Raw genomic sequence first — 18,507 nt, 5'->3', positions numbered from 1 at the left:
GGGGGCCGCCTGAACCGGCGGCCCGTGCGGCCTGGGTCGCGGGAAAACCCGAATTGTCGCTTTTTTCACCCGGGTCTGCAGGCGCCCCAAGTGCAGACCTGGGTACAGACCCGGGCGCACCGGCGGTCGGGCCGGTGCCGCCCTGCCCCCTGTGAGCGTGCCCGCCAGGCCCCAGACGCGGACCTGGCGACCGCGCCGCCCACCAGCCCGGGCCCAGGCCCGACCCAAGCGCGTCAGAACGCGACTTGCAGCCCCAGCTTCAGGCTGCGCCCTGGCAGCGGTGCCTTGGGGTAGGCCGTGCTGGTGAGGATGGAGGTGGCGCTGTAAGCCAACTGGTTGGTCAGGTTGTCCAGGCGCGCGTACCACAGCATCTGGGTGCGCTGCCCTCCCCACTGTGCGCTGGTCTTGTAGCTGGCCATCGCGTTCCACAGCGTGTAGCCCGCGGTGGCACGGCTGTCGCTGGGCACCCGGCTCTGGGCGGCGGCGTGGTCAAAGCCGCCGCGCAGCGCCCAGGGGCCCTGGCTCCAGGCCAGGCTGGCGCCCACACGGGCCGGCGCGATGCGCGGCAGGGGCTGCTGGGTATCGGCGTTGATGGCCCGCACCAGATCGCCGCGCAACTGCAGGTCCAGAGCGCCCCAGGTGCCCGTGGGCCGCAGGCCCCCCGGCCCCACCAGGCGCACGGTGGCACGCCCCTCCAGCCCCGTGAAGCGGGCCCGGATGCCCACATAACGGTACTCGGGGTAGGTGGTCTGGCTGGCGTCGCTCGGGTTGCGCTGGCCTTCGGCGCTCAGCACATCGCCACTCGGCAGCAGACCGATGTAGTTGGCGAAGCGGGTCTGGTAGGCGTTCAACGCCGCCAGGTGCGGGCCCGATTTCCATTGCGCGCCCACTTCGAGGCTGGTCGAGCGCTCCTTGCGCAAGGCGCTGTTGCTGGTTTCCCAGGCCGCCGTGGCCAGGTGCGGGCCATTGGCAAACAGCTCGTAGTCCTTGGGGGCGCGCTCGGTGTAGGCCAGGTTGCTGGTCAGTTGCCAGGCCGGGGCCACGTTCCACAGCGCGCCCAGCGCCAGGCTGTGCGGGTTGAAGCGGCGCTCGCCGGTCTCGAAACGCGCCACTTCGGCATTGCCCAGCGACCGCACGGTGACCTGCTCGGTGCGGGCGCCAGCGCTCAACTTGCCCCAGCGGGTGGGCAGTTCCTCGTGCACAAAGAGGGCTTGGCTGCGGCTGCGGCTGGCGGGGGCAAAGGCCTCATCGCCGATGGCCGCAAAACGCCCCGACTCCGCCTGGAAACCGACCACGCCCTGCACGCCCGCCCAGGGTTGATGCTTGGCTTCGATCCGCAGGTCGTTGCCCTGGTTGGTGAAGCGTGTGCCGGCCACACCGGACTCGTACTCGGTGTGGCGGTAGTCGCTGTGGCTGAACTGGAACTTCAGGTTCTGCAGCCCCACCAGCGGCTGCCGCCACTCGCCTTCCAGCGCATAGCGGTTGGAGCGCATGCCGATGCTGACGTTGTCCTCGGCCACGGTGCCATAGGTGGTCTGGTAGGTCGAGACCGAGGCGCCCAGGTAGCCCTGGTCAAAGAACACGCTGCCGCCCAGTGCCCCGCCCTGCGAGCGGCTGGCCGAGTTGCATATGCGGCGGGCCTGGGCCGGTGCGCCCACGCGCTCGCAGGCCAGGCTGATGGGGACCTGGACGTCGTCGGTGCGGCGGTCAAAGCCGTCCACATGCAGCGCATAGCGCTGGTTGCCGCCTTCGACCATGGCGGCACCACTGCGCTCGCCATTGCCAGTGGCCACCCCCAGGTCCACCTTGCCGGTGACCCCGTCCAGCGGCTCGCGCGGGATGCGGTTGTCGATCACGTTGACCACCCCGCCGACCGCGCTGCCGCCGTACTGCAGCGCCCCCGGGCCGCGCAGCACCTCGATGCGGTCCACCGTGATCGGCTCCAAGGGCACCGCGTGGTCAAAGCTCAGCGCCGACGCGTCGAGCGTGGCACCCCCATTGGTCAGCACCCGGATGCGGTCGCCATCCAGGCCCCGGATGATGGGCCGGCTGGCGTTGGGGCCAAAGTAGGTGCTGCTGACGCCGGGCGTGCCGTTCAGGGTCTCGCCCAAGGTGCCGCGGGCCTGTTGGGTCAGTTCATCGCGCTGCAGCGTGCTGACCGGCACGATCAAATCGGCCGCGCCCAAGGGGTTGCCCGTGACCGTGACCTCTTTGAGGCTGGCGCCCGAGGCCGCCGCGGGGAGGGTCTGCGCCGGCGATGGCGCTGTCGATGGCGCTGTCGATGGCGCTGTCGATTGAGTTGTTGATTGCGCCTGGGCCGAGTCGGGGCTCAGGCCCGAACCCAACGCGGCGCAAGCCAAGGACAGGGCACTGAGGCGAAAACCCCAAAGCCGGGCGCCCGGCGCATGCCACGCGGGCGCGCCAGGCCGGGGCCCCGCAGCGAGGGGGAGCGGGTGCTCAGTGGTGGAGAAAGGCGCACGCGCCGAAGCCGTCGCGGGCACACGGGGCCCGCGGGTCAACAAAAAAGCCATGGATCTGTCCAGTTGAAATCATCAAAACCCGCAGCGCCAGCCCCAAAGGGGTCGGCACTGCGCCGGCGGCCCTCAGGCCACCGAACGGGGAGTGGGATCAACGGACCGTCGGGGGCGCTCGCGCCTGGCAGGGCGCCGCTGTGGTGGCCACCAGGGCGGCATCGAGCCACCACGCCACAAAGCGCAGGGGCGGCGTGGCCAGCAGGGGCCATGGCGCAAACTGAGGGGGGCCATCGTGGGCCAGTTGGTCAAACACCAGGCAATCGGCGTCGCTGGTGTGGGTGGCAAACAAGCGCTCCAGCCACGACCCGGTGTCGCTGGCGGGCCCTGTCGGCGCCAGCGCGGCGGGGTCGGGGCGCTGGGCCAAGGCGGTGCCAGTCAGCGCCGGCCCGGCCGTGTCGACCACCACCTGGACCGGCAGCGCACGCCACGGCACCGCGTGCAAGGCCCGGTGCATCTGACCCAGCAACGGGGCCAGCCACAAGGCCAGCAGCAGGCCGATCAGCCCAAGGCCACGCCCCCGCCCACGCCCGTCCGGCCGCCCACGCGCGGCCCCCACGGCGCTGAGGACAGCGCGTGCGGCGAAGGCAAGCGAGGGTTGAAGCAACATGGCGATGGATCTGCAAACAAGGGACCAGGGTGAACAGCCGCGTGGGGGAGCCTGCCAGGGGACGCCGAGCACCAGCCCCCCCAACCGACCCGCCGCGGTGGCCGCCGCACCCCAGGATCAACCCGATAGCTTAACCGGGCTTGAACCCGCGCGCCGACCCCGGGTGCTGAAGGGGCGCGTGGCAGTCGGACACCCAAGGCGGACACAAAAGGTCGGCAAGACAGGCCGACGCGAAACTCAGGCCGGCCAGTCCAGCACCCGGCCCCGGGGGCGCACCCGCCCTCACCAAGCCAAGCCCTGACCGCCCCCCGCCCTGCAGCGCCCTGCCCGGTCTGACTTCGGGTTGCCCGGGCGGCTGCGCCCTCAGTCCTTGGCAAACTGAGCGAAGGTCTTCTGGAACTTCTCGACCTTGGGGCCCACCACAAAGGCGCAGTAACCCTGGTTCGGGTGCTGCTCAAAGTAGTCCTGGTGGTAGTCCTCGGCGGGCCAGTAGTTGTCACGCAACACGGCCTCAGTGACCACCGGGCTGCGCCACTGCGGGTTCTGGCGCACGGTGTCCAACCAGGCCCGCACCTCGGCCAGCTGGGCCTCGTCCTGGCAATAGATGCCACTGCGGTACTGGGTGCCCACGTCGTTGCCTTGGCGGTTCAGGGTGGTCGGGTCGTGGATCACAAAGAAGATCTCCAGCAACTGGGTCAGGCTGATCACCTCGGGATCAAACACCAGCTGCACCACCTCGACGTGGCCGGTGGTGCCGCTGCACACCTGCTCGTAGGTGGGGCGCAAGACCTGCCCGTTGCAGTACGCGGACTCGACGTCGAGCACGCCTTTGACGCGCACATACACCGCTTCCGTGCACCAGAAGCAACCGCCGCCCAGGGTGATGGTTTGTGAAGCCATGGAATCTTTCCGTAGTCAGGATGTCAGACGGGCTCCACTTTAGCCCCTGTCCCATACCTGAATGTGGCCAGGGTCAAGGCTGCCGTGACCGCCGATCCCGCCTGAAACTTGACGAGCGGCAAAGCCGAACGGTATATTACTAACCGACCAGTCATTAACGTCATGCCCCTCTCCAAGTTCACCTGTTGCCCCCTGGCCGAGAGCCAGGCCAAGCGCGAGCGCCGCAAGGAAGCCCGCCCCGGGGAACTGCTGGCCGCCGCCCTGGACCTGTTTGTCGAGAAGGGCTTTGCCGCCACGCGCGCCGAAGAAGTCGCGGCGCGGGCCGGGGTGTCCAAGGGCACCCTTTTCCTGTACTTCGGCAGCAAGGAAGAACTGTTCAAGGCCGTGGTGCGTGAAAATATCTCGGGCCGCTTCACCGAATGGGAAGCCGAACTCACCACCTTCACCGGCACCACCAGCGAGATGCTGGCCTATGCCATGCGCAGTTGGTGGGAGCGGGTGGGCATGACCAAGGCCTCAGGCATCACCAAGCTGATGATGAGCGAGGCGCGCAACTTCCCTGAAATCGCCGAGTTCTACCAGCAAGAAGTCATCTTGCCCGGCCACGAGCTGATTCGCCGCATCCTGCAGCGTGGCATCGAGCGCGGCGAATTCCGGGTGCTGGACCTCGAGCACGCGGTCTACAGCGTGATCGCCCCGATGATTTTCATGATGATGTGGAAGCATTCGGTGGGCGCCTGCGCCCCGGCCTCATTCGAGATGCACCCCGAGTTGTTCATCAACCAGCAAATTGAATTGCTGCTGCACGGCCTCACCGGCGCTGGCCAGCCCGTCGCGCCCCGGGCGTGACCCCATTTCCTGAAGAAAAGCACACGAGACACCATGAACGCACCGAGCACCCGGCGGACAAGACCCTGGATCAAATGGCTTCTGATCGTTTTGGTGCTCGCAGCCCTCACGGCGGGGGTGCTGCGCGCGCTGGCGGCGCGCAAGGCGCAGCAGGCGGCGGTGACGGCCGCGGCCAGCCAGGCGCAGGCCTTGGTGGTCGAACTGGCCCCGGGCGATGTGCTGGCGGCGCAGACGCGTGAACTCCACCTCGGCCTGCCCGTGTCGGGGGCCCTGCGGGCCATCCACTCGGCCTTCATCCGCACCCGTGTGCCCGGCGAGTTGCAGGACCTCAAGGTGCGCGAAGGCGACGCCGTGCAGGCCGGCCAGGTGCTGGCCCGCATCGAGGTCACCGAGTTCCAGTTCCGCCTGCGCCAAGCACAGGACCAGGCCGAATCGGCCAAGGCCCAGATCGACATCGCCCAACGCCAGTACAACAACAACAAGGCGCTGGTGGCCCAGGGCTTCATTTCGCAAACCGCGCTGGACACCTCGCAAGCCACACTCAACTCGGCCATCTCGACCTACAGGGCCGCGCAGGCGGCGGCCGAAGTCTCGCGCAAGGCCTACGACGACACGGTGCTCAAGGCCCCCATCAGCGGCCTGGTGGCGCAGCGCCTGGCCCAGCCCGGCGAGCGCCTGCCCATCGACACCCGGGTGCTGGAGATCGTCGACCTGAGCCAGCTGGAGCTTGAAGCCACCTTCAGCCCGGCGGAATCGCTGGCGCTGCGCGTGGGCCAACGGGCCCGCTTGAGCATCGAACAAGGCCAGGGGGCCAGCCAGACCGTGGGCGCCACGGTGTCGCGCATCAACCCCAGCACCCAGGCCGGCAGCCGCAGCGTGGTGGCCTACCTGACGCTCGACAAGCCCGGCCCCGGCGGCCCGGTGCTGCGCCAGGGCCTGTTCGCCCAAGGCCTGCTGGAGACCGACAAGGTCCGTTCGATCGCCCTGCCCCTGAGCGCCGTGCGCACCGACAAGCCGCGGCCCTATGTGCAGGTGGTCGAACAGGACACAGTGCGCCACCGGCCCGTGCAGCTGGGGCAGCGCGGTGAACTGGACCAAAGCCCCTGGGTGGCGGTGCAAGGCGTGAACGAAGGCGCCCAGGTGCTGCAAGGCGCGGTCGGCCCGCTGCGCGAAGGCACGGCCGTGCGCTTCACCGGCGTGGCGGCCACGCCAGCGGGCGGTGCGGCTTCGGCCACACCGGCCGGTTCGCCCTCGACGGCTTCCCCGACGCCGGCAACTGCCCGCTGACCCGCCATGTGGTTCACCCAAGTCAGCCTCAAGAACCCCGTCTTCGCCACCATGGTCATGCTGGCCCTGGTGGTGCTGGGCCTGTTCTCGTACCAGCGCCTCAACGTCGACCAGTTCCCCAACATCGACTTTCCGGTGGTGGTGGTCAGCACCGACTACCCCGGCGCCTCGCCCGAGATCGTGGAGAGCGAAGTCACCAAGAAGGTCGAAGAAGGCGTCAACGCGATTGCGGGCATCAATGCCCTGACCTCGCGCACCTACCAGGGCCAGTCGGTGGTGATCATCGAGTTCCAGCTGCACATCGATGGCCGCAAGGCGGCCGAGGACGTGCGCGAAAAGGTCGCTGCGATCCGCCCGAACTTCCGCACGGAGGTCAAAGAACCCCGCGTGCTGCGTTTTGACCCGGCCAGCCGCGCGGTGTGGTCGCTGGCCGTGCTGCCCTCGACCCAGCCCGGCCAGGGCACCCCCATGAGCCCGGTGGAACTCACCAACTGGGCCGACCAGGTGCTCAAGAAGCGGTTGGAGAACGTGCGTGGCGTGGGCTCGGTGACCCTGGTGGGCGGCACCAAGCGCGAAATCAACATCTACCTCAACCCGGCGGCGCTGGAGTCGTTTGGCATCACCGCCGACCAGGTGGCCAGCGCGGTCCGCAACGAGAGCCAGGACCTGCCGGTGGGTGCCGTGCGCTCGCTGACGCAGGAGCGCGTGGTGCAGGTGGAGGCCCGCATGCAGCGGCCCGAGGACTTTGGCCGCATCATCGTGGCGCGCCGCGGCGGCAGCCCGGTGCGGGTGGAACAACTCGCGCGCGTCAGCGACGGCGCCCAGGAGATCGACAACCTGGCGCTCTACAACGGCCAGCGCACCCTGCTGCTGTCGGTGCAAAAGGCGCAGGACGAAAACACCATCCAGGTCGTGGACGGCCTGGTCCGCACCGTGGCCGAGCTGCAAAACCAGCTGCCCCCGGGCGTGCAGCTGCAACCCATTCTGGACGCCTCGCGCCCCATCCGTGTGGCGGTGGACAACGTGCAACGCACCCTGATCGAGGGCGCGGTGCTGACCGTGCTGATCGTGTTCCTGTTCCTGAACTCCTGGCGCTCGACCCTGATCACCGGCTTGACGCTGCCGATTGCCTTGATCGGCACCTTCCTGTTCATGAACCTGTTCGGCTTCACCATCAACATGATCACGCTGATGGCGCTGTCGCTGTGCGTGGGCTTGCTGATCGACGATGCCATCGTGGTGCGCGAGAACATCGTGCGCCATGTGCAGATGGGCAAAGGCGCCTACCAGGCCTCGCTGGAGGGCACGCAGGAGATCGGACTCGCGGTGCTGGCGACCACGCTGTCCATCGTGGCGGTGTTTTTGCCGATTGGCTTCATGCAGGGCATCATCGGCAAGTTCTTCCACGAGTTCGGCATCACCATCGTCGCGGCGGTGCTGATTTCGATGTTCGTGAGCTTCACCCTGGACCCGATGCTGTCGTCCATCTGGCACGACCCCAGCATCCACGCGCATGGCGAGAAGCGCGCCCCGGTGGGCTTTTACGACAAGACCATCGGCCGCGTCACCGGCTGGTTTGACGACGCCACCGAGCGCCTGGCCGAGGGCTACCAGAGCCTGCTGCGCTGGGCCCTGGGCCACCGGCTGATGACGCTGGGCCTGGCGGTGGTGATCTTTGTGCTGAGCGTGGTCATGGTGCCGCTGCTGGGCACCGAGTTCGTGCCCAAGGCCGACTTCTCCGAAACCTCGCTGAACTTCTACACCCCGGTGGGTTCGTCGCTCGAGGCCACCGAGGCCAAGGCGCGCCAGGTCGAGTCCATCGTGCGTGAATTCCCCGAGGTGCGCTTCACCCTGGCCACCATCAACACCGGCAATGCCCAAGGCAAGATGTACGCCAGCGTCTACGTGCGCCTGGTCGACCGCGCCCAGCGCAGTCGCAGCGTCGACACGCTGTCGGCGGTGCTGCGCGAGCGCCTGCGCCAGGTGCCCGGCATCACGGTCACCCATGTGGGCCTGCTGGACTCGGTGGGCGGCAACAAGCAGGTCGAATTCTCGCTGCAAGGCCCCGACCTCAAGGAACTGGAGCGCCTGAGCCGCCTGGTGATGGAGCGCGTGCGCCCGATCCCCGGCCTGGTGGACCTGGACTCCAGCGTCAAGGACGGCGTGCCGCAAATCTCGGTGCTGCTGCGCCGCGATGCGGCCTCGGACCTGGGACTCAACGTGGGTCAGCTGGGCAAGTCGCTGCGCCTGCTGGTGGCGGGTGAGACCGAAGGCACCTGGCGCGCGCCCGACGACCAGACCTATGACATCAACGTGCGCCTGGCCCCCGACGCCCGCAACGCCCCCGAGGACCTCGAGCGCCTGCCCTTTGCGCTGAGCCAGGCCGCCGACGGCAGCAGCCGCGTGGTGCGCCTGAACCAGATCGCCCAGGTCACCGAATCGCTGGGCAGCAACCAGATCAACCGCCGCGACCTGATGCGCGAAGTGGCCATCAACGCCAACGTCTACCAGCGCTCGGCCGGTGAGGTGTCGGGCGACATCAAGAAGGCGCTGGAGGGCATGCAGCTGCCGCCGGGCTACCGCTACAGCTTCAGCGGTTCGGCCAAGAACATGGCGGAATCGTTTGGCTACGCGGTCTCGGCCCTGGCGCTGGCCATCATCTTCATCTACATGATCCTGGCCAGCCAGTTCAAGAGCTTCCTGCAGCCCCTGGCCCTGATGACGTCGCTGCCCCTGACGCTGATCGGTGTGGTGCTGGCCTTGCTGATGTTTGGCTCGACGCTGTCGATGTTCTCGATCATCGGGGTGGTGATGCTGATGGGCCTGGTGACCAAGAACGCGATTCTGCTGGTCGACTTCGCCATCCGGGCGCGCGAGGACAGCGTGGACGCCCAGGGCCAGCGCGTGCCCGGGCTGGAACGCTCGGCCGCCCTGCTGCTGGCCGCCCGGGTGCGCCTGCGCCCGATCCTGATGACCACGCTGGCCATGATCTTCGGCATGGTGCCGCTGGCCTTCGCGATCACCGAAGGCTCCGAACAGCGCGCCCCCATGGGCCAGGCCGTGATCGGCGGGGTCATCACCTCGTCCTTGCTGACCCTGGTGGTGGTGCCGGTGGTGTATTGCTACATGGACGATTTGGCTTCTTGGGCCCGTCGTGTGCTGGGCCGCGGCCAAACCCCGGCCAGCCCGCCTAAAATCGACGGTTTGTCGTGATCCAACGCCGGAGTACCCCACCATGTCACAGCCCATGAACCTCGCCCAAGCCCGCTTCAACATGATCGAACAGCAGATCCGCCCCTGGGAGGTGCTGGACCCTGAAATCCTGGCGCTGCTCAACGAAATCCACCGCGAGGACTACCTGCCCCTGGCCAGCAAGGCCCTGGCCTTTGTGGACATGGAAGTGCCGCTGCCGGGCGGCCAGTCGATGCTGGCCCCGCGCGTGGAAGCCCGCGCCCTGCAGGACCTGAAGGTGCAAAAGCATGAGAAGGTGCTGGAAGTCGGCGCCGGCTCCGGTTTCATGGCCGCCCTGCTGGCCCACCGCGCGCAGCGCGTGATCTCGCTCGAGATCAACCCCGAACTGGCTGAATTCGCGCGCAGCAACCTGCAAAAGGCCGGCGTCAGCAACGCCGAAGTGCGTGTTGCCGACGGCGCCCGCGACGTGCAGGCCGACGGCCCCTTTGACGTCATCGTGCTCAGCGGCTCGGTGGCCGAAGTGCCCGCCTCCCTGCTGAACCAACTCAAGGTCGGTGGCCGCCTGTTCGCCATCGTCGGCTACGAGCCCGTGATGCGCGCCACCGTCATCACCCGTGACAGCGACAAGAACTTCAGCACCGTGCAGCCCTGGGACACCGTGGCCACGCGTCTGCAAAACTTCCCCGAGCCTTCGCGCTTCAAACTCTGACCTCAACAGGAACCCTGGAATGATCACCCAAGTCCGTCCCGCCAGCCTCAGTGCCTGGCTCCACAGCGTCAGCGACGCCCAGCCTGTCGTGCTGGACGTGCGCGAGCCCTGGGAACTGCAAACCGCCAGTGTGCGGCCGACGGATTTTCGGCTGATCAGCATTCCCATGAACGAGATTCCGGCGCGACTGGCTGAACTGGATCCGGCCACCCCCGTGGCCTGCCTGTGCCACCACGGGGCCCGCAGCCTTCGCGTCGCCGCCTTCCTGGCGGAGAACGGATTTGAGAACGTCGTGAACATCGCCGGCGGCATCCATGCCTGGTCGGTGGAGCGTGACCCCGAAGTCCCCGTTTATTGAACTTGCTTGGAGTGCCTCGTCCATGTTGTCTTCTTTGTTTGCCTTGCGGCAGATTCCCGCCTGCCTGGGCCTCGGCCTGCTGACCGCCCTGGCCCTGCCCAGCGCCCAGGCTCAAAGCCTGGTTGACCTGTACCAGATCGCGCGCGACTACGACGCGTCCTACCGTGCCGCGCGGGCGCAGTTCGACGCCACCGTGGCCCGGGCCGACCAATCCAAGTCCATGCTGCGCCCCACCGTGGGCCTGCAAAGCACGGTCACCCGGAGCCAGGTGTCGGGTTACATCGACAGCGTGCCCTACTTCAAGCACCCCTACGGACAACGGCAAAACGGCGTCAGCCTGAGCCAGCCGCTGTACCGCCCGGGCAACCTGGCGTCCTACCGCCAGGGCGAAAAGCTGCTGATCCAGGCCGATGCCCAGTTGGCCCTGGCCGAGCAGGACCTGATCGTGCGCGTCAGCCAGGCCTACTTCGACGTGCTGGCCGCTCAGGACACCCTGGTGTTTGTGCGCGCCCAGAAGGCGGCGGTGCAAGAGCAGTTGGCGTCGGCCAAACGCAACTTTGAAGTCGGCACGGCGACCATCACCGACGCCCGCGAAGCGCAGGCGCGCGAGGACCTGGTCATCAGCCAGGAGATCGCGGCGCAGAACGAAGTGCGCGTCAAGCAGCTGTTCCTGGACCAGCTGGTGGGCCGCAGCGACACCAAGCCCCTGCCCCTGCAAGCGCAGGTCACCCTGCCCACGCTGCCCTCGGAGCGCGTCGAGTCGTGGGTAGAGAGCGCCCAGGAGCACCCCAGCGTGCAATTGGCCCAAACCGCCCTGGACGTGGCCTCGCTCGAGATCGCCAAGGCCGAAGCGGGCGAAAAGCCCACCCTGGACCTGACCGGCAGCTACGGTGTGGCACACAACATCGACGGCTCCAGCGTGGCCCCGACGAGCCGGGCCAACTCGCGCATCACGCAGGCCTCGGTGGGCCTGACGCTGAACATCCCGCTGTACGCGGGCGGTGCCCTGCAAGCCAAGGTGCGGGAAGCCCTGTCCCTGCACGAGAAAGCCAGCGCCGACCTCGAAACCGCGCGCCGCAGCACGGCCCAGGCCACCCGCACGGCCTTCTACGGCGTGCAATCGGGCACCAGCCAGGTCAAGGCCCTGCAAGCGGCCGAACTGTCGAGCCAGAGCGCCTTGGACGCCAACACGCTGGGCTACAAGGTGGGGGTGCGCATCAACATCGACGTGCTGAACTCGCAAAGCCAGCTCTACCAGACCAAACGCGATCTGGCGCTGGCCCGTTACAACGTGCTGCTGGGCGGCCTCAAGCTGCGCCAGGCCAACGGCAGCCTCAAGCCCGACGACCTGCAGACCGTCAACGCCCTGCTGCAGCCCTGAACGGGCCGCGGGCGGGCGGGCCGCGCCCGGGGGGCTCTGGCGCCGGCCCCTGGTCCCGGGGCCCCAGCCCCGGCACAAGCAGCCCGGGCTGGAACCGCCCCCTCCCGCCAACCCCGGTCTGCGCGCCGGGGTTTGGCGTTTTGGGGGAGCTTCAAGCCAACAGTTCAGCAGCCGCGCGGGCGGTCCGGCCCGCCGCGCCGCGGTGCGCCGCGGCGAAAGCCCGGGCCGCCTCGGTGGCCGTGCGCAGGTCTTCGGGCTGGGCCAGCAGGCCGTGCAGGCCTTGCAGCGCGGCCGCCATGTCGGCCACCCGCCAGCCCGCCCCGGCGGCCAGGGACAGGGCCGCAGCGTCGGCAAAATTGAAGGTGTGCGGCCCCATCAGCACCGGGCAGCCACAAGCGGCCGCCTCGATCAGGTTCTGCCCCCCCAGGGGCTCGAAACTGCCCCCCAGCAAAGCCACCTGGCTCAGGCTGTAGTACAGCGTCATTTCGCCGAGGGAATCGCCCAGCCACAGGTCGGCGGTCGGTGGCAGCGGCCCCCCGTCGGCCCACACCTCGGCCGGCCACTGGCTGCGCCGCAGCACGCTCAGGCCCGCGGCCTGGCATTGGGTGGCCACGGCGTCAAAGCGCTGCGGGTGCCGCGGCACCAGCAACCACTGCACCCCGGGCAGCGGCGGCGATTGGCGCAGGGCCGCCAGCCACAGCGCTTCCTCGCCCTCGCGCGAGCTGGCCAGCAACACCACCCGCTGGCCGCGCTCAGCCTGCAGGCGCCGCGCCAGGGCCTGACCCAGGGCCTGCTGCTGCGGCTCAGGCCGGGCATCGAACTTGACGTTGCCCAACACCGACTGCACCGGCGCACCCAAGCGGCGCAGGCGCTGGGCATCGTCCTCGGTCTGGGCCCACACCGCGCGAAAACCGCGGTAGGCGGGCCCGCTGAGCGCGCTCAGGCGCTGGGCGGCGGCCAGAGATCGCTCGTTGAGCCGCGCATTGGCCAGGGCCAGGGGCACGCCGTGGGCCTGGCAGCCGGCCACCAGGTTGGGCCAGACCTCGGTTTCCATCAGCAGGCCCAGCACGGGCTGGAAATGGCTCAGGAACCGGCCCACTGCGGCCGGGGTGTCCCAGGGTTGCCAGACTTGCAAGTCACCGTCGCGCAGCAGGCGTTGGCCCTCGGCGCGCCCGGTGGCCGTGCCGTGGGTCAGCAGCAGCCGAAACGGCCAGCCCCGCTGCGCCCATTCGGCGCGCAAGGCCTCGATCAGGAGGCCGGCCGCCCGGGTCTCGCCCAGCGAGACCGCGTGCACCCAGACCCAGCCGCTGCTGGGCGGTGTGCCGTAATGCCCAAAGCGCTCTTCGATGTGGGCCAGGTAGCCTGGTTCGGTGCGGCCACGGCGCGCCAGCTTGCGGCGCAACAGCGGCTGCGCTGCCCACATCGCCAGGCTGTAAAGCCCGCGGACGAGGCTCATGCGCCCCACCCGGCCAGGTTCAGGGTGGGCGGGACGCCGTCGGTACCCAGGGGGCGCATCAGTGGGCCGCGCTGCCCACTTGGGCATCGGGCTTCACGCTGTGCAGGAGGGCCAGCATGTCGCCCTCGATGCGGGCCAGCGCGTCGGCGTTCTGGCCTTCAAAGCGCAGCACCAGCACCGGCGTGGTGTTGGACGCCCGGATCAGGCCAAAGCCGTCCGACCAGTCCACCCGCAGGCCGTCAATGGTGGCGATCTGCGGGGCCACGCTGGCACCCCGGGCTGCAGCGCGGGCGGCCAGGAAGGCGGGCGCGGCGGCCTGCAGTTCGGTGCTCACGCGGTGCGGTTCGCCTTCGGCGCAGGCCACGTTGAGTTCCGGTGTCGAATGGCTTTGCGGCAGGCCGTTGAGCACCGCGTTGCCATCGGGCGAGCGGCTCAGGATTTCGAGCAGGCGGCAACCGGCGTAGGTGCCGTCGTCAAAGCCGAACCAGCGCTCCTTGAAGAAGATGTGGCCGCTCATTTCGCCGCCCAGGGGGGCGTTGGTCTCGCGCATGCGGGCCTTGATCAGCGAGTGACCGGTCTTGAACATCACCGGCACGCCACCGGCGGCAGCGATCTCGGGCGCCAAGCGCTGGGTGCACTTGACGTCAAAAACAATCTCACCGCCCGGCACGCGGCTCAGCACGTCGCGTGCGAACAGCATCATCTGGCGGTCGGGGAAGATGTTCTGGCCGTCCTTGGTGACGATGCCCAGGCGGTCACCGTCGCCGTCAAAGGCCAGGCCCAGTTCGGCGTCGCCAGCCTTCAGCGCTGCGATCAGGTCGTTCAGGTTTTCGGGCTTGCTGGGGTCCGGGTGGTGGTTGGGGAAGTTGCCATCCACCTCGCTGAACAGCTCAGTGACCTCGCAGCCCAGCGCGCGGAAGATGCTTGGGGCGGTGGCGCCGGCAATGCCGTTGCCCGAATCCACCACGATCTTCATCGGGCGGGCCAACTTGACATCGCCGACGATGCGGTCGATGTAGGCCGGCGTCACATCGGCCTGGCGCACGCTGCCACCGGCGCGGCGCGGGGCGCTGTCGGCCTCCATGGTGCGGCGCAGGGCCTGGATCTCTTCGCCATAGATGGCCTTGCCAGCCAACACCATCTTGAAACCGTTGTAGTCCTTGGGGTTGTGGCTGCCCGTGACCTGGATGCCGCTGCGGCACAGGGTGCTGGCGGCAAAGTACAGCATCGGGGTGGTCACCGCGCCGACATCGATCACCTCGATGCCCGCGGCCACCAGGCCACGCACCAGGGCTTGCACCAGGGACGGGCCGCTGAGGCGGCCGTCACGGCCCACCGCGACCGTGGTTTCGCCCTGCGCCAAGGCAGCGGCCCCAAAGGCCAGCCCCAGCCCTTCGGCGACGCTTTCGTTGAGGGTGCTGGGCACAATGCCGCGGATGTCGTAGGCCTTGAAGATCGCTGCGTTGACTTGCATGGATGGTGTTCGGTGTGACAAGTTGATGAAGCGCCGGCCCCCCTCTTCCACTCCCTGGGCCAAACCGGCAAACGGGCTCGATTGTAGGGGGCGCGCCTCGGCGAAACGGCAAAAGACAAGCGCAGCGTTAGATCAGGATCAGGTCCGAAAACGGCCAGCCAGCAGCCCGGGCGCTGCGTATCATCGCCTCACCATGTCCTCCAAAGCCCCCGCCCCCCGGCTTGCAAGCACCGTGCCCAAGGCCGCCTCAGCCCCCCGTGTCCGCCGCCCGGCCCGGTCCGCTGAGCCGCCACCGCGGGCGGCTTCAGCGGCGCCTGCAAGCGGGGCGGAGGCGAGCTGGCGGCCCTTGAGCGAGGATGCCGACGCCTGCTACCTGGCCTTGCAGACCCGCGACGCCCGCTTCGACGGCCGCTTTTTCACCGGGGTCACCAGCACCGGCATCTACTGCCGCCCGGTGTGTGCGGTGCGGGCGCCCAAACGCGAAAACTGCCGCTTCTTCGATTTGGCGGCCCAAGCCGAGCAGGCGGGCTTTCGCCCCTGCCTGCGCTGCCGCCCCGAACTCGCGCCCCAGGCCAATGCCTGGTCGCACACCGACGCGACGCGCCTGCTGGCCGCCGAGGCCACGCGGTGGCTTGACGATCCCGCGCACTGGCCCCGCCTGGGCCGGGACAGCGCCGCCGCGGGGACCGAGTCGCCCGTGATGGCGCGCCTGGCCAGCCGCCTGGGCATCAGCGACCGCCACCTGCGGCGCCTGTTCGACAGCGTGCTGGGCGTGTCGCCCCTGCAATACCTGCAAACCCGCCGCCTGCTGAGCGCCAAGCAGTTGCTGACCGACACCGACCTGCCGATCACCGAGGTGGCCCAGGCCAGCGGCTTTGCCAGCCTGCGGCGCTTCAACGCGGCCTTTGTGGCGCACTACGGCCTCGCCCCCAGCCAGTGGCGGCGCCCGCCCCCCCCACCCGGCCACCCACCCGGCCACGTCGCCGTCACGCCGGCCACGACCTCCCCGTCCGCCCGCCCGCGCGCCCAGGCGGTCGGCACGCTGGCCCCCGCCGGGGTGCGCCTGGGCTACCGACCGCCCTATGACCTGGACACGCTGGGCCGCTTCATGGCAGCCCGAGCGGTGGCGGGGCTCGAAACCGTCGAGCGCAGCCCCGGCAGCCTGTGCCTGACGCGCACCCTGCACGGCGCCAGCGTGGGCCACGAGGCCCGGCCCATGGGCTGGTTGCAGGTGCGTTGGCAGGCCGATCGCCACCGGGTGCAACTGAGCGTCAGTGACGCCCTGCAAGCCGCGCTGCCCAGCCTGATCCGCCGCGTGCGCCAATGGCTGGACCTGGACGCCGACCCCGCCGCCATCGACGCGGTGCTGGCCCCGCATTTCGGGCCCCTGAACGGCCTGCGCGTGCCCGGCGCCCTGGACGGCTTTGAGCTGGCGGTGCGCGCCATCCTGGGCCAGCAGGTCACCGTGGCCGCGGCCCGCACCCTGGTGCAGCGCGTGGTGCACCGCTGGGGGGCCACCGTGCCGGTGCAGGCCGGTTGGCCTGCGGGCCTGAGCCACGGTTTTCCGACGCCCGCCACGCTGGCCGGCCAGGGCGATGGCCAGGCCCTGTGTGCCGAACTCGGCGCGCTGGGCGTGGTGCGGCAGCGCCAGCAGGCCATCCTGGCGCTGGCCCGCGCCGTGCAGTCGGGCGAACTGGTGCTGGACGGCAGCGCCCCGCTGGCCGCCACCCTGGCCAGCCTGCAAGCCCTGCCCGGGGTGGGCGACTGGACCGCCCAGTACATCGCGATGCGGGCCCTGCGCTGGCCCGATGCGTTTCCTGCGGGCGATGTGGTGTTGCAGAACGCACTGGGCACCCGCCAACCCTCAGACCGCGCGCCCACCAGCCGCCCGTCACCGCGCGCGGCCGCGTTGGCCACAGAAGCCGCGTCCGCCCCATGGCGACCTTGGCGCAGCTATGCTGTGGTCCGAATTTGGGAGCACGGCGCACCGCGCCCCCCGTCACCTTGAGGGACCGGCACAGGTCCCCGCTCTCCACCCCTTTTCACCCCCGTCTCCAGCAGGTTCACCCATGCCCTCCTCTGCCCCCACCCCGGCGCCCGCGCCGCTGCAACTGGCCTTTGACAGCCCCTTGGGCGCCCTGCACGTCGCTGCCACCGAGCGCGGTGTGTGCGGTGTTTGGTTCCTGGGGCAGCGACACGCCCCGGCCCAGCTGACCGGCCCATCGGCCTGGGCGGAAGCGCCGCAGCACCCACTGTTGTGCCAGGCACGCGACCAGTTGCTGGACTACCTGAACGGCGAAAGCACCGGCTTTGATTTGCCGCTGGACCTGAGCCAGGGCACGCCGTTCCAGCGCGCCGTGTGGCAGGCCTTGCGCGACATTCCCCGTGGCCGTTGCCTGGGCTACGGGGCCCTGGCCAGCCAATTGGGCCGACCGCAGGCCGCACGGGCCGTGGGGGCTGCGGTGGGCCGCAACCCGGTGTCGGTGATCGTGCCCTGCCACCGCGTGCTGGGGGCGGACGGCAGCCTGACCGGTTACGCGGGCGGCCTTGAACGCAAGACCGCACTGCTGCGCCTGGAGGGGTTTGCGCGGCCCGAGCAGCCCACGCGCGCCCCGCAAGCCCACCGTCGGGCTCGTGCCCCCTCGCCCCAGGCGCCCCTGTTCGGCGGGGTTGGCGCATGAAGTGGGGTTGGAGCCTCGAATACCTGGTGCTCGCGGCCCTGTGGGGCGCGTCCTTTTTGTTCATGCGCCTGGGGGCCATGGAATTTGGCCCGATGGTCACCGCGGGCCTGCGTGTCACGCTGGCCACGCTGTTCCTGTGGCCGATCATGGTGATGCGCGGGCAGTGGCCCGCGCTGCGACAGCACTGGCGCCCGATCCTGCTGGCGGGGGTGATCAACTCGGCCGTGCCCTTTGCGCTGTACGCCTGGGCGGTGCTGTCGATCAACACCGGCCTGGCATCGATCCTCAACGCCACCACCCCCTTGTGCGGCGCCCTGCTGGCCTGGCTGTGGCTGGGCGAGCGCCCGGGCAGCAGCAAGGCCACGGGCCTGGCCATCGGCTTTGCCGGCGTGGCTTTGCTGGCCGCGGGCAAAGCCAGCTTCAAGCCGGGGGGCACGGGCCTGGCCATCCTGGCCTGCCTGGCGGCCACGCTGTGCTACGGCTGGGCCGCCACCTTCACCCGGCGCCACCTCAGTGGGGTGCCCGCCCTGGCCCTGGCCACGGGCAGCCAACTGGGCTCGGCCCTGGTGCTGCTGCTGCCCACCTGGTGGCTGTGGCCCGAGACCCCGCCCAGCGCAGCGGCCTGGGCCTCGGTGGCCGCGATTGCGGTGTTTTGCACCGGCATCGCCTACATCCTGTACTTCCGGCTGATCGAGCACGCGGGCCCGGCACGGGCGCTGACCGTGACCTTTGTCACCCCCCTGTTTGCCGTGTTGTACGGCAGCGTGTTCCTGCAAGAACAGATCACCGCCTGGATGGTGGGCTGTGGTCTGGTCATTGTCTGTGGCACCGCCCTGTCAACCGGGTTGATCCGGATTGGCCGCCCGACTTCGAGAACCCTTTAACGGTTTTACACTAGGCTTGTAAAAATCCGCGGCCGGGCCCCACCGGTTCGGCCGACGGCAGGGCGTGTGGCCTCGAACGCTTCCCGGCATGGGTTCGAGGCCCACCAACCCCGCCCGCGGGGTGCTGGGGGGCACCGTGGCCTGAAGTAGCGGGCACGCCCCCAGGGCCGCACGGGCTGGGCTCAAGGTGGCCAG

14 protein-coding genes are annotated in these 18,507 nt (G+C 69.4%); 9 read left to right on the top strand and 5 right to left on the bottom strand.

The window, feature by feature from the left end; genetic code table 11:
• Positions 1 to 233: 233 nt before the first annotated feature.
• The 3 genes from PSQ40_RS02095 to msrA form a co-directional block, all read right to left on the bottom strand.
• Positions 234 to 2,186 (bottom strand): TonB-dependent receptor, encoded by a 1,953-nt coding sequence (locus PSQ40_RS02095; protein ID WP_273948374.1) that lies wholly within the window; start codon positions 2,184 to 2,186, stop codon positions 234 to 236.
• A gap of 442 nt (positions 2,187 to 2,628) precedes the next feature.
• Positions 2,629 to 3,141, bottom strand: a complete 513-nt coding sequence (locus tag PSQ40_RS02090; RefSeq protein ID WP_273948370.1) for a hypothetical protein — start codon at positions 3,139 to 3,141, stop codon at positions 2,629 to 2,631.
• A 363-nt stretch (positions 3,142 to 3,504) separates the two neighbouring features.
• Positions 3,505 to 4,041 (bottom strand): peptide-methionine (S)-S-oxide reductase MsrA, encoded by a 537-nt coding sequence (gene msrA, locus PSQ40_RS02085; protein WP_273948367.1) that lies wholly within the window; start codon positions 4,039 to 4,041, stop codon positions 3,505 to 3,507.
• Positions 4,042 to 4,203: 162 nt separating this feature from the next.
• Between msrA and PSQ40_RS02080 the strand changes: the two genes are divergently transcribed.
• From PSQ40_RS02080 to PSQ40_RS02055, 6 genes are all read left to right on the top strand, one after another.
• On the top strand, positions 4,204 to 4,890 hold the full coding sequence (locus tag PSQ40_RS02080; protein WP_273948366.1) for a TetR/AcrR family transcriptional regulator: 687 nt from the start codon (positions 4,204 to 4,206) through the stop codon (positions 4,888 to 4,890).
• A gap of 93 nt (positions 4,891 to 4,983) precedes the next feature.
• A complete protein-coding gene (locus tag PSQ40_RS02075) occupies positions 4,984 to 6,177 on the top strand; it encodes an efflux RND transporter periplasmic adaptor subunit (RefSeq protein ID WP_273948364.1) in 1,194 nt (397 codons plus the stop codon).
• A gap of 6 nt (positions 6,178 to 6,183) precedes the next feature.
• Positions 6,184 to 9,390, top strand: a complete 3,207-nt coding sequence (locus PSQ40_RS02070; RefSeq protein WP_273948363.1) for an efflux RND transporter permease subunit — start codon at positions 6,184 to 6,186, stop codon at positions 9,388 to 9,390.
• Positions 9,391 to 9,424: 34 nt separating this feature from the next.
• On the top strand, positions 9,425 to 10,078 hold the full coding sequence (locus PSQ40_RS02065; protein WP_273948824.1) for a protein-L-isoaspartate O-methyltransferase family protein: 654 nt from the start codon (positions 9,425 to 9,427) through the stop codon (positions 10,076 to 10,078).
• Positions 10,079 to 10,097: 19 nt separating this feature from the next.
• Positions 10,098 to 10,436 (top strand): rhodanese-like domain-containing protein, encoded by a 339-nt coding sequence (locus PSQ40_RS02060; RefSeq protein WP_273948361.1) that lies wholly within the window; start codon positions 10,098 to 10,100, stop codon positions 10,434 to 10,436.
• A gap of 22 nt (positions 10,437 to 10,458) precedes the next feature.
• Positions 10,459 to 11,817 carry a TolC family outer membrane protein gene (locus PSQ40_RS02055; protein WP_273948360.1) on the top strand — a complete coding sequence of 453 codons (1,359 nt, stop codon included), beginning with the start codon at positions 10,459 to 10,461 and terminating at the stop codon, positions 11,815 to 11,817.
• A 151-nt stretch (positions 11,818 to 11,968) separates the two neighbouring features.
• Here PSQ40_RS02055 and PSQ40_RS02050 read toward each other — a convergent pair whose 3' ends face one another.
• Both PSQ40_RS02050 and PSQ40_RS02045 read right to left on the bottom strand, forming a co-directional pair.
• Positions 11,969 to 13,273, bottom strand: a complete 1,305-nt coding sequence (locus PSQ40_RS02050; protein WP_273948358.1) for a 3-deoxy-D-manno-octulosonic acid transferase — start codon at positions 13,271 to 13,273, stop codon at positions 11,969 to 11,971.
• A gap of 58 nt (positions 13,274 to 13,331) precedes the next feature.
• Positions 13,332 to 14,747 carry a phosphomannomutase/phosphoglucomutase gene (locus tag PSQ40_RS02045; RefSeq protein ID WP_273948357.1) on the bottom strand — a complete coding sequence of 472 codons (1,416 nt, stop codon included), beginning with the start codon at positions 14,745 to 14,747 and terminating at the stop codon, positions 13,332 to 13,334.
• A 193-nt stretch (positions 14,748 to 14,940) separates the two neighbouring features.
• Between PSQ40_RS02045 and PSQ40_RS02040 the strand changes: the two genes are divergently transcribed.
• The 3 genes from PSQ40_RS02040 to PSQ40_RS02030 all read left to right on the top strand — a co-directional run bounded on the left by PSQ40_RS02040 (position 14,941) and on the right by PSQ40_RS02030 (position 18,312).
• Entirely contained in the window at positions 14,941 to 16,755 is a 1,815-nt protein-coding gene (locus tag PSQ40_RS02040; protein WP_409338533.1) for a DNA-3-methyladenine glycosylase 2 family protein, read from the top strand.
• A 61-nt stretch (positions 16,756 to 16,816) separates the two neighbouring features.
• Positions 16,817 to 17,428 (top strand): methylated-DNA--[protein]-cysteine S-methyltransferase, encoded by a 612-nt coding sequence (locus PSQ40_RS02035; protein WP_273948355.1) that lies wholly within the window; start codon positions 16,817 to 16,819, stop codon positions 17,426 to 17,428.
• Positions 17,425 to 18,312 (top strand): DMT family transporter, encoded by an 888-nt coding sequence (locus tag PSQ40_RS02030; protein WP_273948353.1) that lies wholly within the window; start codon positions 17,425 to 17,427, stop codon positions 18,310 to 18,312. Before PSQ40_RS02035 ends, PSQ40_RS02030 begins: the two co-directional genes overlap by 4 nt.
• The last annotated feature ends 195 nt before the right edge of the window (positions 18,313 to 18,507 follow it).

The sequence above is a fragment of the Curvibacter cyanobacteriorum genome (genome assembly GCF_028649475.1).
Taxonomy (GTDB): Bacteria; Pseudomonadota; Gammaproteobacteria; order Burkholderiales; family Burkholderiaceae_C; genus Curvibacter; species Curvibacter cyanobacteriorum.
The sequence above is the reverse complement of the archived record's forward strand: the minus strand, read 5'-3'. Positions and strand labels throughout refer to the sequence as shown.

Excerpts from the sequence above, each read along its gene's own strand:
- PSQ40_RS02065 (WP_273948824.1), top strand. The coding sequence starts at position 9,425 with ATGAACCTCGCCCAAGCCCGCTTCAACATGATCGAACAGCAGATCCGC.
- PSQ40_RS02090 (WP_273948370.1), bottom strand. The coding sequence starts at position 3,141 with ATGTTGCTTCAACCCTCGCTTGCCTTCGCCGCACGCGCTGTCCTCAGC.
- PSQ40_RS02040 (WP_409338533.1), top strand. The coding sequence starts at position 14,941 with ATGTCCTCCAAAGCCCCCGCCCCCCGGCTTGCAAGCACCGTGCCCAAG.
- PSQ40_RS02055 (WP_273948360.1), top strand. The coding sequence starts at position 10,459 with ATGTTGTCTTCTTTGTTTGCCTTGCGGCAGATTCCCGCCTGCCTGGGC.
- PSQ40_RS02035 (WP_273948355.1), top strand. The coding sequence starts at position 16,817 with ATGCCCTCCTCTGCCCCCACCCCGGCGCCCGCGCCGCTGCAACTGGCC.
- PSQ40_RS02030 (WP_273948353.1), top strand. The coding sequence starts at position 17,425 with ATGAAGTGGGGTTGGAGCCTCGAATACCTGGTGCTCGCGGCCCTGTGG.
- PSQ40_RS02050 (WP_273948358.1), bottom strand. The coding sequence starts at position 13,273 with ATGAGCCTCGTCCGCGGGCTTTACAGCCTGGCGATGTGGGCAGCGCAG.
- PSQ40_RS02060 (WP_273948361.1), top strand. The coding sequence starts at position 10,098 with ATGATCACCCAAGTCCGTCCCGCCAGCCTCAGTGCCTGGCTCCACAGC.
- PSQ40_RS02080 (WP_273948366.1), top strand. The coding sequence starts at position 4,204 with ATGCCCCTCTCCAAGTTCACCTGTTGCCCCCTGGCCGAGAGCCAGGCC.
- PSQ40_RS02070 (WP_273948363.1), top strand. The coding sequence starts at position 6,184 with ATGTGGTTCACCCAAGTCAGCCTCAAGAACCCCGTCTTCGCCACCATG.
- PSQ40_RS02045 (WP_273948357.1), bottom strand. The coding sequence starts at position 14,747 with ATGCAAGTCAACGCAGCGATCTTCAAGGCCTACGACATCCGCGGCATT.
- msrA (WP_273948367.1), bottom strand. The coding sequence starts at position 4,041 with ATGGCTTCACAAACCATCACCCTGGGCGGCGGTTGCTTCTGGTGCACG.